Source organism: uncultured Polaribacter sp., from assembly GCF_947497695.1.
GTDB lineage: Bacteria > Bacteroidota > Bacteroidia > Flavobacteriales > Flavobacteriaceae > Polaribacter.
Map to the genome: position 1 here is coordinate 188,451 of NZ_CANMHM010000002.1, position 16,300 is coordinate 204,750.

General features: G+C 30.1%; 12 protein-coding genes. 3 read left to right on the forward strand and 9 right to left on the reverse strand.

Annotated elements, in window-relative coordinates:
- The first annotated feature begins 159 nt into the window (after positions 1 to 159).
- Positions 160 to 855 (forward strand): hypothetical protein, encoded by a 696-nt coding sequence (locus Q0731_RS03110; protein ID WP_299059726.1) that lies wholly within the window; start codon positions 160 to 162, stop codon positions 853 to 855.
- A gap of 8 nt (positions 856 to 863) precedes the next feature.
- Here the strand turns inward: Q0731_RS03110 and rsmG are convergent, their stop codons facing one another.
- Positions 864 to 1,493 (reverse strand): 16S rRNA (guanine(527)-N(7))-methyltransferase RsmG, encoded by a 630-nt coding sequence (gene rsmG, locus Q0731_RS03115; RefSeq protein WP_299059729.1) that lies wholly within the window; start codon positions 1,491 to 1,493, stop codon positions 864 to 866.
- A gap of 122 nt (positions 1,494 to 1,615) precedes the next feature.
- Between rsmG and Q0731_RS03120 the strand changes: the two genes are divergently transcribed.
- Positions 1,616 to 2,707, forward strand: coding sequence for an acyl-CoA desaturase (locus tag Q0731_RS03120; protein ID WP_299059732.1), 1,092 nt, complete (start codon positions 1,616 to 1,618; stop codon positions 2,705 to 2,707).
- 29 nt (positions 2,708 to 2,736) lie between these two features.
- Positions 2,737 to 3,924: a pyridoxal phosphate-dependent aminotransferase gene (locus Q0731_RS03125; protein ID WP_299059735.1), complete on the forward strand. Its 1,188-nt coding sequence runs from the start codon at positions 2,737 to 2,739 to the stop codon at positions 3,922 to 3,924.
- 306 nt (positions 3,925 to 4,230) lie between these two features.
- Here the strand turns inward: Q0731_RS03125 and Q0731_RS03130 are convergent, their stop codons facing one another.
- The 8 genes from Q0731_RS03130 to murD all read right to left on the reverse strand — a co-directional run bounded on the left by Q0731_RS03130 (position 4,231) and on the right by murD (position 16,261).
- Positions 4,231 to 6,873, reverse strand: a complete 2,643-nt coding sequence (locus tag Q0731_RS03130; RefSeq protein ID WP_299059736.1) for a T9SS type A sorting domain-containing protein — start codon at positions 6,871 to 6,873, stop codon at positions 4,231 to 4,233.
- Between the two features lie 181 nt (positions 6,874 to 7,054).
- Entirely contained in the window at positions 7,055 to 8,941 is a 1,887-nt protein-coding gene (ftsZ, locus tag Q0731_RS03135) for a cell division protein FtsZ (RefSeq protein WP_299059738.1), read from the reverse strand.
- 51 nt (positions 8,942 to 8,992) lie between these two features.
- Positions 8,993 to 10,321: a cell division protein FtsA gene (gene ftsA, locus Q0731_RS03140; protein ID WP_299059741.1), complete on the reverse strand. Its 1,329-nt coding sequence runs from the start codon at positions 10,319 to 10,321 to the stop codon at positions 8,993 to 8,995.
- A 6-nt stretch (positions 10,322 to 10,327) separates the two neighbouring features.
- Complete coding sequence (locus Q0731_RS03145; protein WP_299059744.1) at positions 10,328 to 11,053, reverse strand: cell division protein FtsQ/DivIB; 726 nt, start codon at positions 11,051 to 11,053, stop codon at positions 10,328 to 10,330.
- Positions 11,043 to 12,428 (reverse strand): UDP-N-acetylmuramate--L-alanine ligase, encoded by a 1,386-nt coding sequence (gene murC / locus Q0731_RS03150; protein WP_299060357.1) that lies wholly within the window; start codon positions 12,426 to 12,428, stop codon positions 11,043 to 11,045. The genes Q0731_RS03145 and murC overlap by 11 nt, the downstream gene beginning before the upstream one ends.
- A gap of 93 nt (positions 12,429 to 12,521) precedes the next feature.
- Positions 12,522 to 13,619: an undecaprenyldiphospho-muramoylpentapeptide beta-N-acetylglucosaminyltransferase gene (murG, locus tag Q0731_RS03155; RefSeq protein WP_299059747.1), complete on the reverse strand. Its 1,098-nt coding sequence runs from the start codon at positions 13,617 to 13,619 to the stop codon at positions 12,522 to 12,524.
- Entirely contained in the window at positions 13,603 to 14,787 is a 1,185-nt protein-coding gene (locus Q0731_RS03160) for an FtsW/RodA/SpoVE family cell cycle protein (RefSeq protein WP_299059750.1), read from the reverse strand. Before Q0731_RS03160 ends, murG begins: the two co-directional genes overlap by 17 nt.
- Before the next feature lie 88 nt (positions 14,788 to 14,875).
- A complete protein-coding gene (gene murD, locus Q0731_RS03165) occupies positions 14,876 to 16,261 on the reverse strand; it encodes a UDP-N-acetylmuramoyl-L-alanine--D-glutamate ligase (protein WP_299059754.1) in 1,386 nt (461 codons plus the stop codon).
- Positions 16,262 to 16,300 lie beyond the last annotated feature (39 nt).

The window sequence follows — 16,300 nt, forward strand, 5'->3', positions numbered from 1 at the left end:
GTAGTCTCTAATTAAATATAGATAAAAACTATTTTAAAGAAATAAGTATAGTTATTTCAAATAATAAAGACTGTTATTTATGAATATAAAGAGTAATTTATATTATTTTTGAAAAAACTAACAACGATATTTTAATGGTTAGTTTAAAACATTTATTTAATGAATGATTTTATAAAGAGTCACCCTCAAGTACAAAGTTTCAAAAATTTTGAAGAACTAATTTCCACACCTTTTAGAGGAGATGTTAATGCAATGTGTTTTCAACGCAAATTAATTGGTGATTTTTCTGAAATTATAAAAAAAATAGTTGTTGATGAAAATATAAAAGTAGTACTTCCAGAAGAACTTCTTAAACTTCAACTAAGTAAAGAGGGTATATTAGCCCGTAAAATTCTTTTAAATGATTTAAAAGTTTTAAAAAAACATGGAGCATTGCCAACATTAAATATTATTAAATGTTATGAAAAAGATGATGTATTTCCGTTTTTACCCACAGATGTTTATTCATTTCATGTAGATAGATCTCCAATACCAACTGCTACTTTTTTATGCACGTATTATGGAGCATCGAGTGATATTTTGCCAAACGACCAAGCCACACAAAAAATATTAATACCTGAAATAAGAGCAGAACTAAAAAAACTATATGGTCCTAAAGAAGGTTTTGAAGAGTTTTTAAGTGACTATTTTTTTGATTTACATTATCAACCAAAACCACAAGCTAAACCCATTAGCTTGGGTATTGGCAACTTATGGAAATTAGCTGTTGATCATCCTGAAAGTAAAGTTTTACCTTGTTTGCATAGAGCACCAAAAGAAAAGAAGGGCGAATACAGATTATTATTGATCTGTTAACTTAATAACTATCCTTTAAACTTCATCCCTAAATGAACTACTTTCTTAGTTTCGTAAAAATCTTCTTCAAAATAATCTGGCAAATCATAAATAGTAGCAGAAGTATATAATTTTAACTCTTCTTTTAAATCACCACCTTTAAGATAAAGAATTCCGTTTTTTAAATCATGGTTTTGTTTTTTTGCAATCCTACCTTTAGTCCAGCCTACAAAAGTTTCCATTTGTGCAACAGCTCTACTTACAATAAAATCATAAGTGTCTTTTACCTCTTCTACTCTACCATTGGTTGTTTTTACGTTTTCTAAGCCTAAACCTTGTACAACTTCATTAACAACCTTTATCTTTTTTCCTATTGAGTCTACTAAATGAAATTGTGTTTCTGGAAATAAAATTGCTAGAGGAATTCCTGGAAAACCTCCTCCTGTACCAACATCCATTACTTTAGACCCTGACTTAAATTGTATTACTTTTGCAATTGCTAAAGAATGTAAAACATGACGTAAGTACAATTCATCTATGTCTTTTCTAGAAACAACGTTAATTTTTAAATTCCAATCCTCATAAAGTTCTTGTAATTTAGAAAATTGTGCTATTTGTGTTACTGATAAATCTTTAAAATACTTGTGTATAATGTCCATAGATAAAATATATTTTGCAAAAATAGTTATTGTTAATTAACAATTAGCAACAAAAAGTTACGTTTATCTATAAAAAGCAAACTCAAATAGATTATTTTTGTAAAATAAAAGAAACAGACTGAATGAAAACGATCAACTTTTCTAGAATAGATAAAGCAAAATTTTTTAGAACTTTAAATAAAAGAGTAAACACCTATTTTAAAGAAAATAACATAAAAAGAACAGGAAACTGGAAATTGTATACCAAAGCAATTATTATGTTTTCTTTATTTTTAATTCCGTTTATTTTAATATTGACTGTAACAATGCCTCAATGGGTAATGATTTTGTTAATGGTTGTTACAGGAATAGGAATGGCAGGAGTTGGCATGAATGTAATGCATGATGCAAACCACGATTCTTTTTCTAAAAGAAAATGGGTAAACAAACTCATGGGAAGCAGTATTTATATTTTAGCAGGTAATGTATATAACTGGAAAGTACAGCACAATGTTTTACACCATACATTTACCAATGTGGAAGGACATGATGAAGATATTGATGCAGGAAGAATTATTCGTTTCTCACAACATTCTAACTGGCTACCAATTCACAAAATCCAAAAATATTATTCTATCTTTTTATATGGATTATTAACGATTAACTGGGCAATTACTACAGATGTTAAACAAATGCATCGTTATTTAAAACGCAAATTATCTTATGGTGATTTTCCAAACCCAACAACAGAATGGACCAAGTTAGTCATTTCTAAAATTGCTTATTATGCCCTTTGGATTGCCTTGCCTTTATTAGTTTTAGACGTTGCTTGGTGGAAGGTAATTCTTGGTTTTTTTGTAATGCATTATACTGCTGGTATGATTTTAAGTTTGGTTTTTCAATTAGCACATATTGTACCAAACACAAAAATGCCACTACCAGATAAAGATGGTAATTTAGAGCATACTTGGGCAGTACACCAATTATATACAACTTCTAATTTTGCACCTACTAACTGGTTGGTAAATTTTTATACAGGTGGTTTAAACCATCAAGTAGAACATCATATTTTTCCACATATTTCTCATGTTCATTATAATAAATTAGCTAAAATTGTAAAAGCAACTGCCAAAGAATTTAACTTGCCTTATAATGAATACGAAACAATGCGTACTGCAATTGTAGAACATTTTAGACATTTAGGTGTTTTAGGTAAAAACCCAGAAATAGCATAAATAAATACACAACAATAATTAATATTAAAATGAAAAATCCATTATCGGACAGAATTACAAGTTTACCAGCTTCTGCAACATTAGCAATGGCTGCAAAAGCAAGAGAACTAAAATTAGCAGGTAAAGATATTATTGGTTTAAGTTTAGGAGAACCAGACTTTAATACTCCAGATTTTATTAAACAAGCTGCTATAGATGCTGTTAACCAAGATTACAATGCATATACACCAGTAGATGGTTATTTAGAATTAAAAGAGGCTATTTGCACCAAATTTAAAAGAGACAATAACATAACCTATACACCAAACCAGGTTGTAGTTTCTACAGGTGCAAAACAATCTATTGCCAATATAATGCAAGTACTACTAAATCCTGGAGATGAAGTATTATTGCCTTGTCCTTATTGGGTTAGTTATTCTGCAATTGCAACTTTATGTGAAGCAAAATCTGTAGAAATTAGATCTTCAATAGAAGCTAATTTTAAAATTACACCTGCTCAATTAGAAGCAGCGATTACACCAAAAACTAAATTAATTTTATTCAACTCACCAAATAACCCAAGTGGTGTTATGTATAGTGAGCAAGAATATAGAGCTTTGGCAGCTGTTTTAGAAAAACATCCAAACATTTTTATTATGTCTGATGAAATCTATGAACACATCAATTACGATGCAAAACCATTTAGTTTTGCTGCTATTGAAAGTATGTATGATAGAACTATAACTGTAAATGGTTTGGCAAAAGCTTTTGCTATGACTGGTTGGAGAATTGGATATATTGGAGCAGCAGAATGGATTGCAAAAGCATGTACAAAACTACAAGGTCAAATTACTTCTGGTACAAACTGTATTGCACAAAGAGCAGCAATTACTGCAGTTTTAGCACCTGTTACCAAAATACAATATATGGTAGACGAGTTTAAAACTCGTAGAGGAATTATTATAGATCTTTTAAGAGAAATAGATGGCTTTAATGTAAATGTACCTGAAGGTGCTTTTTATGTTTTTCCTGATGTTTCTGCATTTTTTGGTAAAACCATACATGGTATTAAAATAGAAAACGCAAGTGATTTTGCTTTATTTATTTTAGAAAAAGCAAATGTAGCTACTGTTACTGGAGATGCTTTTGGAGCCCCAGATTGTATTAGAATTTCTTATGCAGCCTCTGAATTACAAATTAGAGAAGCAATCAAAAGAATTAAAGAAGCTTTAAGCTAAACTTTAAAAAGTATATATTTTTAAAATCCATCTTTTTTAGATGGATTTTTTTTGTTTGGGCGTGTTTTTGAAAAAACAAAAACCGCGCTTTCAACTATATCTTTTTTAGTCTTAATTTAGTTACTCTTACATACTTATATTTTAAATTATTTAATATTTAACAAAGCAACTAAAACTTTAAAACCTAAAAAAAGGATGCCGTTTCTATCGCTCACGCAAACTAACTTTATAACCTATAGCTCTATAAAAAATAATACCCCATAAATGTATTTTTATGAGGTATTATGATAAAAATAAAAAACTAAATTAATTAACAATCATTTTTAGGGTTTTATAATTTCTAAAATCATTTCTAATTTTTACAAAATAAATACCTGATTTTAAACCTTCTCTTTGAATAGAAATTCTGTTATTTCCTATCACCGTATTTTCTACTGTTTTTCTTACCAAAGAACCTGTTAAGTTGTATACTTCTATTTTGGTACTTGTATTTGTTTCTGCATAAAAACTTAACTCAGAGTTATCAACCAAAGGATTTGGCATTAATAAAACCTCATTTTCTGCAACAATCTCCGTTTCAACACCTAAAACTTGTTGAGTAAACACAATATTTTTTAGATTCATTTCTTTTTCAACAACAGTAGTTCCATCAGAAGCCATTGTAAAAACAATATTTACAGCATCGCTCAAATCTATTTCATTACCAGTTTTAGAAACAAAATGAGATAAGGGAATTGCATAATGACTTTTTGTTTCATTTAACTTTATAGTGGTTCTAAATTGGTTGCTCCAATTTTCAATACCTTCTTTTACAATTGTTATTTCAAGATCTCCTGTTCCATTTGCATCAAGTTCAAAAGCACCAAATTCAGATAAATCTACAGATGTAAACCTTGGTGTAAATGATCTAAAAGCAGATACATACTCACTTGTAGTAGATTTTAAATAAATATTTCTTTCTACTCTATAGCCACTTCCTGTATATATGTTATTATTCTGAGATATTTCAAACTCAGTAACGGTGGTTCCAGTAGCAGAATCATCATGACCCCAAACTCCATCAGACATAAATAAATCATCTGGTGTTAAATTGTATTCGTTTTCAATTCTAAAACCAATATCAAAAATATTACCCGTTTCTATTACTAAAGTCTCAAGGTAAGTCCCTTTTAATGCAATTGTTTCATTAAAATACTCTGTATTAGAACTCTCTGTTCTTTTAAATCCAGCATCAATTACAACACTATTACTTCTTCTTACATTAACTAACTCTAACTCTAAGGCTCCATTAACATATTTCCCTTTTTTAACAAATACAGGTGGTGGTGTAGAAGTAGCATAATCTGCTATAGGTCTTTGAATTTCAAATAAAGTTAACGCTTCTTGCCCTAGTTTTAATAGATCATCTACAGTGTTTGCCCATATTTGAAAGTTGTAATAAGTTGCACCTGCCTCATATTTATCAATATTCCAATGACTGTCTATTTCAAAATTTACACCATCATTTATCAATCTTCCAGAAAAACTTAAAACAAATTCTTTAGAACCATTACTGTTTTTTATGATTGACTTAATAAATTTTACACCTTCTTCACTTTCTTCTCCTTCTTCAACATCCTCTTGAAACAATTCTATAGTAGATACAGATAATAATTCTGCACCTAATAATCGATCACAGATAAATTTAGTATGCTCATAAACTCCGTTTTCTGTTTTTGTTGCCAAAACTACTGCAACTGTTTCCCCATCTTTAATATAATCTACAGAGTAAAGATCAGTAGCATTTGTTATAGCTATTAAATCTGATGGAGAAGATTCTACTGTTGTAGTACCTGGAATTACATCTAAAGGAATTAAATCTTTTAATCCAAATGTAGATGATGAAGTATTAGACCTTCTGTAAGTTTTTGTTTTTTTGACACTTTTAGCTTTTAATTTATTAAACTTATAGTTTCTTTTTTTTCTTAAGTAATTTCTTTTATTGATTTGCTGAGAAAGACGATCATTACTCTCTAAACCCCCATCGTTTCCACTTGATACTTCAGGTGAAATAACAGGGCAAGCTGATATACCAGAACAAGCTGGGTCATCACAATCTACCAATCCATCTCCATCATCATCAATGCCATTAGCACAATCTTCTTGAGGTACTGGAGCTGTAGGACATCTAGCTCCATCATTAGAACTACTAGATGGACCATAAGCAAAAAGGTTTGAGTTCATTTGATTACCCAATTCTAAATCTTGTACATTTTGAATAACATATACTGTTCCTGTTTGGTTTGCAGAGACATAAAAACGACCAGAAACATCAAAATAAACTGCTCCATAAGTATAATTTAAACCTGATAAGATTGGCACTTCACCTAAATCAATTACCTTACTTGTTGTTGCATTAATTCTATATAAATGATTTGTATTTTTTTCTACTGCATATAAATGACCATCTACTGCATTGAATGCCCAATCATGAATAGAAATACTTTTTGAAAGCACCTCTTTATTTATAAACTTTGCGTAATTTTCAGATTCCGGATTTAAATCTATTTTATAATAATCTGTTCCTCCTCCTTTTAAATAATAAATTCCATTGTTACTAACATCACCTACATATCTATTAGAACTTGGCAACTCATCAATATAAAAACTTTTTACATTAAAATTTTTACCTATTCTAACAATAGTTTTAGCGGGGCTAGTTACAGAGCCCCAAATATATCCATCTGCAGGATTATAACCTACAGCATTAACGCTACCTGATGTTACATCTTCTTTTACCAAATAAGAACTTCCTGATGCTAGGTCTAATGCATAAATATCATTTCTTTGAAATAAATATGCATTATAGTCACAATTAAATGGTTCGTTTTGTGCAGATGATAAAACCACAAAAAATATACTGAAAATAAATAAAACTCTTGTTTTTAAAAATTGTAAATGTACTGTCATTGTTTCTACTTTTTTTTTACAAAAGTATACTTGTTTTAATGTAAAAAACTGCAATAACAGTTCATCAACCAAAAAGTATAGACCAATTGTAAGCTTTAAAATGTTTAATCAAAAAAAATAAAAAAAAACCACATCAAATACTTGATGTGGTTTTAACTTTTAAAAATTATTTATGTAGTAACTAATCTACATTATCATGTAAAAAAGAATTATTAGATTTTAGGTTGATTTCTTCAGCATCTTTTTTAATAGATGTTTTAGCGTTACTAATTGGAGCATTTGTATCTATATTTACACCCAACCTTTTGTATGCTGGTTGACGTTCAATTTCATCTATATTTTGACTCATTTGATCGTTAAACCTATAGTTAAAACCCTTCATCTTTCTACGTCTCTCTTCTGCTCTTTTTTGAAGTTCGCTAATGGTTAAGTCTAAAGGAGATATTTCTTCACTTATTGTTTCTATTTTATCAACATCTACTTGAGTATTTGCTGTTTTTAATTCAAAATTAATTTCTTCTTCAACCACACTTTTATGAACACTAGAAGAACTTTTACCAATTGTAGGTTTTGCATCAAACTCTTCTAAAACATAACGTTTTTCAACTTCCTTCTTTTTAAAAACAACCTCTTCTGCTTCAAAAACCTCAATTTCATTTACTTTAGATTCCTTTTCTAAATCAAAATGAATTTCTTTATTATCTTTTACTTCTTCCTTTGTAGTTAAAGGCAAATCAAACAATAAATTTTCTTGAACTTCTGCTTTAGGTTCTACTATTTTTTCTTCTTCAGTAGCTGTAATATCTGTAATTACAAAATCTTCTTCTGTAATAGTTTCAACTTCTTCAAAAACAACAGGTATATTAGCTATTTTGTTGGTGGTTTTTACCAAATTAGCTTTTTGTGGTGTTTCTTCAACATCATCCTCTAAAGTATGAACAATTTTCTGTGTTACTTCTTTTGTTAAAGGCTCATTTAAAGTTGGTGATTTTGTAATTTTCTTCTCACCAAAATCATAAGTGGCTTTTTGATTTTCTTCTAAGGTATGAACAATTTTCTTTACTTCTGTATTGGTAATTTCACTCTGTTGGTCTGCTGCAAAACCTGTAGCAACAATAGTTACAGCAATAGCATCTCCTAACTTTTCATCTTCTCCAACACCCATAATAATATTGGCATCATAACCTGCTTCATCTTGTATAAAATCATTAATTTCACCTATCTCATCTAAAGTAACTTCATTACTACCAGATACAATTAACAGCAAAACATTTTTTGCTCCCGTAATTTTATTATCATTAAGTAACGGAGAATCTAATGCTTTTATAATGGCAGTTTTTGCTCTTGTAGCCCCTTCTTCTTTTGCAGAACCCATAATGGCAGTTCCACTATTAGAAAGTACCGTTTTAGCATCATGCAAGTCAATATTTTGTTTGTAGTGATGTGTAATAACTTCTGCAATTCCACGAGAAGCAGTAGATAACACCTCATCTGCTTTAGAAAAACCTGCTTTAAAACCTAAATTTCCATAAACTTCACGAAGTTTATTATTATTAATAACAATTAAAGAATCTACATTTTGGCGTAATTGATCGATCCCTAATTGAGCTTGTTTTGTACGTCTTCTTCCCTCAAAAGCAAAAGGCATTGTTACAATACCCACTGTTAAGATATCCATATCTTTTGCAATTTTGGCAATAATTGGTGCAGCTCCTGTACCAGTTCCTCCACCCATTCCAGCAGTTATAAATATCATTTTTGTTTGAGTATTTAGCATTTGCTGAATTTCTTGCATGCTTTCTTTAGCTGCTTGTGCCCCTACTTCTGGATTTGCTCCTGCACCTAGCCCTTCTGTTAAATTTGCTCCTAATTGAATTTTATTAGCAACTGGGCTGTTTTCTAAAGCTTGTGCATCTGTATTACAAATTACAAAATCTACTCCTTTAATATGTTGTGTAAACATGTGGTTTACTGCGTTGCTTCCTCCACCTCCAACTCCAATAACCTTAATTGTGTTAGATTGTGTTTTAGGCATGTCAAATGAAATGTTATCGAATTCTTTGCTCATAATAACGTATCTATAGTTAAACTATTTTTATTCTTTTCTTTATTCTATTTTTTACTCTGCATTGTCTAAAAAATCTTTTAGACTTGAAGTAAACTTTTCAAAAAAGGATTTCTTTTTAGGTTTTGGTTCTTCTTCAATAATAGGTTTTATTTCTTCTTCATAATTTTCAGAGTTTTCGTCAATAATTGTTTCTTCCTCAACTTGTTCAAATTCTTTTGCCCCTTTTTCTAGTCCTTTCATTAACAAACCAACTGCTGTTGCGTATAAAGGGCTAGATAAAACTTCTTCTGAATCGCCTGCTAAATGTTCATTAGGAAAACCAATTCTAGCATCCATTCCAGTAATATATTCTACTAATTGGCGTAAATGTTTTAATTGAGATCCTCCACCTGTTAAAACGATTCCTGCAATTAATTTTCCTTTTGCAGTTTCGTGTCCATAATTTTTGATTTCTAAATACACATGCTCAATAATTTCTTGTACTCTGGCATGTATAATTTTAGATAGGTTTTTTAATGTAATTTCTTTGGGTTCTCTACCTCTAAGACCTGGAATAGAAACAATTTCTGTTTCTTTATTTTCTCCTGGCCATGCAGAACCAAATTTTATTTTCAATAATTCTGCTTGCTTTTCTATAATAGAACAACCTTCTTTAATATCATCTGTAATAACATTACCTCCAAAAGGAATTACAGCAGTATGCCTAATAATTCCATCTTTAAAAATTGCTAGATCGGTTGTTCCTCCTCCAATATCAATTAAAGCAACTCCTGCTTCTTTTTCTTCTTGACTTAAAACTGCAGATGCAGATGCTAAAGGTTCTAGTGTTATTTCACTTAAATCTAAACCAGCACTTTTTACACATCTACCGATATTTCTAATAGAAGACACCTGACCTACAACCACATGAAAATTAGCCTCTAAACGTCCACCATGCATTCCTATTGGCTCTTTAATATCTGCTTGAGAATCTACCTTAAATTCTTGGGGTAAAACATGGATAATTTCCTCACCAGGTAACATGACTAACTTATGAACTTGATTTACTAAGTTTTCAATATCATTTTCATCAATAACCTCATCTGCATTATCTCTTGTGATATAATCACTATGATGTAAACTGCGAATATGCTGACCAGCAATACCAACAACTACCTCATTAATTTTAACACCTGAAACACTTTCGGCTTCTTCAACAGCTTGCTGAATAGATTGTATAGTTTGGGTTATATTGCTTACAACACCTCTTTTTACACCTAAACTTTTAGCCTTACCAATACCTATAACTTCTATTTTGCTATATTCATTTTTACGACCAATCATTGCTGCGATTTTGGTAGTACCAATATCTAAACCAATTGCTATTTTATTGTTTTCCATGTTGATTTATTTTGCACACACAACTTGGTTGTGATATTTTAAATTAATCGTTTTATAATCTTGAATCGTTTTATCTTTAAATGCTTTGTTGTAAAACGCTTTTAATTTTTTAAATTTTTCATCAATCTTGGTTAATTCGCCAAAATCTATTTTATAATTTCCACTTCTTACAGAAATTTGATAATCATTATTGTCTAATTTTTCTATACCAACCACTTCTTTATGTAGAAAATCATCTTCTAAAATAAAATTTATGAAAGGCAATATCTCTTTAACTTGTACTTGGTTTTTAATGCCAGAAACAAGCATAACTCTTGCTGAATAATTATCTGACAAAGGAACTACAAACCCTTGTTTATCAATATAATAAGAACCATTGTTTTTAACAATTCTCATTATAGGTGTGCGTTGTTTTATAACAGTTTTAAGCGTACCAGTAATGGTTAAAAATACAGACGTACTTTCTACATAAGGGTTTATTGACACTGTTTTTTCTAATCTGTATAAATCTATTACACTTTTGGCTTGGTTTTTCACACTAATGTTATTTTGTATTAACATTTTATTAACCATTGAATGTGTTAAAAAACTATTTTCTCCCCGCTCAAACTCTACAACAATTTCTTTTACAATTTTGCTAGAATTTCTAATAGAAGAAAAACTATACAAAAATCCTAAACTACCTATTAACAAAAGGAATAGGATGTATTTTAAAGTTTTTTTAAACGTCATGAAATTTGATTTTTAAAAGTTCATTTACTACCTCATTAACCATCAAACCAATATCACCAGCACCCAACATTGTAACCACTTTTGCTGATGAATTCTTAATATCTTTTATTAAATCCTCTTTTTTAGTTAATTTTTTATGCTCGCAATTAATTTTATCCAATAACCATTGAGAATCTACACCTTCAATAGGTTTTTCTCTTGCAGGATAAATATTTAACAGCAACACTTCATCAAACTTTGACAAAACTGATGCAAAATCTTCAATAAAGTCTTTTGTTCTAGAAAATAAATGTGGCTGAAAAACAACCAACACTTTTTCCTTTGGATACATTTCTCTCACAGAGTTTTCAACAGCATTTATTTCTGTTGGATGATGTGCATAATCATCAATTAAAACTAAGTTTTCTGTTTTAATTTTATACGAAAATCTGCGTTTTACACCTTTAAAGGTTGATAAACGTTGTTTAATAACATCTAATGAAACCCCATAAACATCTGCCATTGCCAAAGCTGCTAAAGCATTCATAACATTGTGTTTTCCTGGCAAATGAAACTGAATATTGGTAATTTCTGAAGAAGGTGTTTTTACATCAAAAATATATTTTCCGCTTTCTATTTTTAAATTGAAAGCCTTATAATCTGCAATTTCATTAATCGCAAAGGTTAACCCTTTTAAAGGCAAACCTTTGGCTACGATTAATGTTCCTGACACTTTGTTGGTGAATTCTATAAATGATTCTACCAACGTGTCAGAGTCTCCATAAATATCTAAATGATCTGCATCCATAGAAGTTACACAAGCAATATTAGGACTTAACTTTAAGAAAGACCTATCAAACTCATCTGCTTCTACAACACTAATTTTATCTTCTCCTAAAATTAAATTTGAATTATAATTCTCTGCAATTCCTCCTAAAAAAGATGTTGCATTTACTTGTACCATAATATGACCCAAAATAGATGAAGTTGTTGTTTTTCCATGCGTACCAGCAACCGCTAGACAGAAAGTAGCTTCTGTAATTTTTCCTAAAATTTCTGATCTTTTTAAAACCTTAAAATTATTATTCAATAAATAATTTAATTCAGCATGATCTTCAGGAATTGCTGGTGTGTATATTATTAATGTTTTTTCTTTATCTAAAAATGAAATAGGAATGTTACCAACAGCATCTTCAAAATGAACTTTAACCCCTAAATTTTCTAAGTCTAATGTAATTTCTGATGCAGCTTTATCATAACCTGCTACTTGTTTACCATTAGCAACAAAATAACGAGCAATAGCACTCATACCAATCCCTCCAATACCTATAAAATAGATAGAAGAAGCCCATTCTAAACCATTTACAACTGGAAGAACATTATCAGCTTTAACAATATGATGACTATTTTTTATCACTTTAATTAAACTCTTATTTTTATTTTTAATCCTTATTTTATATTTTAAAACCTATTTCTCTTTAATTGTATTTTAATAAAGAGCAAATAACTTTTCTACTTCATTCACAATATCTGTAGTTGCTCCTGGAAGCGCTAATTCATTGATGTTTTCCGATAAATATTCTTGCTTACCTCTATCTTTCATTAAGGTTTCAAAAACAATTGGAAACGTTTCTAATTCACTCTCATTTAACAAAATAGCTCCATGATTATCTGCTACAGATTTGGCGTTTTTTGTTTGATGATCTTCTGCCACATTTGGTGATGGAATAAAAATTACAGGCTTTCTAACAATACAAAGTTCTGAAACGGAACTTGCACCAGCTCTTGACACAATAATATCTGCTGCTGCATAAGCTAAATCCATCCTATTTACAAACTGATGTACTTTTATAATATCTAAAGCACCATATTTTTTATATTCTTCGTAATAAAATTTACCACATTGCCAAATAACTTGAACTTCTTGTTTTTTAAAGAATTCTATATTATTTTCAACAAGCTCATTTATTTTTCTTGCCCCCAAACTACCTCCTAAAACTAAAATTGTTTTTTTCTTTTTATCTAGTTCAAAAAACGCTGTTCCTTCCTCTTTTTTTGCGTAAATCGACAATAAATCTTGACGAACAGGGTTTCCTGTTTTTATAATTTTATCCGCAGGAAAAAAACGCTCTAAATTGTCATAAGCCACACAAATTTTATTTGCTTTCTTACTTAATAACTTATTGGTTATACCTGGATAAGAATTCTGTTCTTGAATTAAGGTAGGTATTCCTAAAAAATTCGCCATCATTAACGCAGGTCCACTTGCAAAACCACCAGTACCAATAGCTACACTAGGTTTAAATTTTTTAATAATTTTATAAGAACTCCATAAACTACTTATCATCTTAAAAGGAAACAACAAATTATCTACAGTTATTTTTCTTTGAATACCAGAAATCCACAATCCCTTAATTTGATAACCAGCTTGTGGAACTTTTTCCATTTCCATTTTATCTTTTGCCCCTACAAACAGAAATTTTGCATCTGGGTAGCGCAACTTTATTTCGTTAGCAATTGCAATTGCAGGATAAATATGACCTCCTGTTCCACCACCAGAAATTAAAATATTAATCGATTGTTTCATGAAGTATGTTTAAAGGGTTATCATCTAAAATATCTTCTTCAGTTTCTTCTTTAGAAGCACTAACGCTAAGAATCATTCCTAACGCAAAACAGGTCATCCAAATAGATGTACCTCCACTACTTATTAGAGGCAGTGTTTGCCCTGTTACAGGGAACAAGTTCGTTGCTACAGCCATATTAATTGATGCTTGAAAAACAATAGGTATTCCCACTCCAATGACTAATAAAATCCCAAAAATGGTTGTTGTTGTTTTAATCACTACAAAGATTCTAAACAACAATAAAAAATAAATTGAAATAATAACTATACCACCAACTAAACCATATTCTTCTACAATTATCGCGTAAATGAAATCTGAAGTAGATTGAGGTAAAAAGTTTTTCTGTACACTTTTACCAGGACCAACGCCAAATGTTCCTCCTGTTGCTATGGCTATTTTAGCTTTTTCTACTTGATACGACTCCTTATTTTCTTCATCAGAAAAATTCTCTATTCTATTTTGCCAAGTTTGTATTCTATTGGGCATTGCATCTGGAAAAGCTTTTGCTATTAAAATAAAAATTGACAATACCACAACGCCAGAAATCAATATAAAACCAATGTATTTTAACGGATATCCTCCAACAAAAACTACTGTTAAAATCATAAAAAAGAGAATCGCAGTTGTTGAAAAATTTGCTGGCAAAATTAGTATCAACACAGCAGCAACTGGCAACCAAAGCTGCCACAAACTTTCTTTAAAAATTATTTTCTTTTCTTTATTTTTTGATAAATACCTTGCAACATATACCATTAAAACCAAACCTGCCAAGGTTGATGTTTGAAAACCAATACCTCCTATTCTAATCCATCTACTTGCATTTGCTCCTCCAATAGTTGTTCCTTGAGACAATGTATAAGCCAACAAAATTAGCACTACAGGTAACATTAAAACAGAACCTCCAGAAAAGTACCTGTAAGGAATTTTATGCACACCATAAATAATTGCAAAGCCCATAATTAGCAAAACAACATGTTTTACCAAATGCCCTAAAGTTGAACCATAACCAACAACATACACCAAATTTGTACTTGCACTATATACAGGCATAAATGAGAATATTGCCAAAACAGCAACAATTGCCCAAATGGTTTTATCTCCTTTTATATGTTGAAAAATAGTTCTCATTTTTTAATACTTGAATATCTAAAATAGTAGACAAACGAACTTCTTATTTTATTATAATGAACCGCAAAAAATTACACGATTAAACATTTTATAGATTCCTAACTGCGTCTTTAAATTGACGACCTCTATCTTCATAACTTTCAAACAAATCGAAACTTGCACAAGCAGGAGAAAGCAATACAGCCTCTCCTTTTTCTGCTATTTTATAACAGACTTTTACAGCTTCTTCAGCACCAGATGTTTCAACAATAACGTCAACTACATTTCCAAATGTTTTTTTAATTTTTTCATTATCAACTCCTAAACAAACGATTGCCTTTACCTTTTCTCTTACCAATGGCAACAAATCACTATAATCATTACCTTTATCAACACCACCAACAATCCATACAGTTGCTTTATCCATGCACTCTAAAGCATAAAAAACAGCATTTACATTGGTTGCTTTAGAATCGTTAATATATTGCACACCTCTAATCTTTGCTACATTTTCTAAGCGGTGTTCTACACCTTCAAAATCTTCTAAACTTTCTATGATAGATTGTTTTCTGACTTTTAATAATTGAGCAGACATAATTGCTGCCATAGCGTTTTTAGTGTTGTGTTTTCCTTTGGTTGATATTGTTTTTAGAGGCATAATAAATTTTTCTTTAGTTATGGTTGATATTATTTTAGTTCCTTTTAAATAAGCTCCGAATTCTAATTCTTTTTCTAGTGAAAACGGCACTAATCTTGCTTTTGTCTTTTTTACTTTTAACCAATTGATGATTGCTTCATCATCTGCATCGTATATTAAATAATCTGCTGCAGTTTGGTTTTTTGTGATTCTAAATTTTGATTCGATGTATTTATTAAAATCATAATCATATCGATCTAAATGATCTGGTGTAATATTGGTTAAAACTGCAATATGACTGTTAAAATTTTCTATTCCATCTAACTGAAAACTACTTAATTCTAACACATAGTTTTTATAGGTTTGTTCTGCAACTTGCAATGCAAAGCTATCCCCAATATTTCCTGCTATACCTACATCTAATTCCGCATTTTTTAAAATATGATGTATTAATAATGTTGTTGTTGTTTTACCATTTGAACCTGTAATACCAATAATATTTGCTTCTGTAAATTGCGATGCAAACTCTATTTCTGACATTACCTTAATTCCTTTTTCTCTTAATTTTAAAACTAAAGGAACTGAATCTGGAATTCCCGGACTTTTAACAACTATATCTGCATTTAAAATTTTACTTTCTGTATGCTTTTTTTCTTCAAAATTGATTTTATTTTCGATGAGAACTTGTTTGTACTTTTCTGAGATTGCTCCTTTATCTGATAAAAAAACTTCATAGCCTTTTTGCATTCCCAAAACAGCTGCACCAACACCACTTTCTCCTCCACCCAAAACAACTAAAAGTCCCTTTTCACCCATTTGGGAAAAAACTGGAATTATATGTTTATCTTGGTTTTTCATTTTTACTATTTCCTTTTATTTTTTTATTTCTTAAAAAAT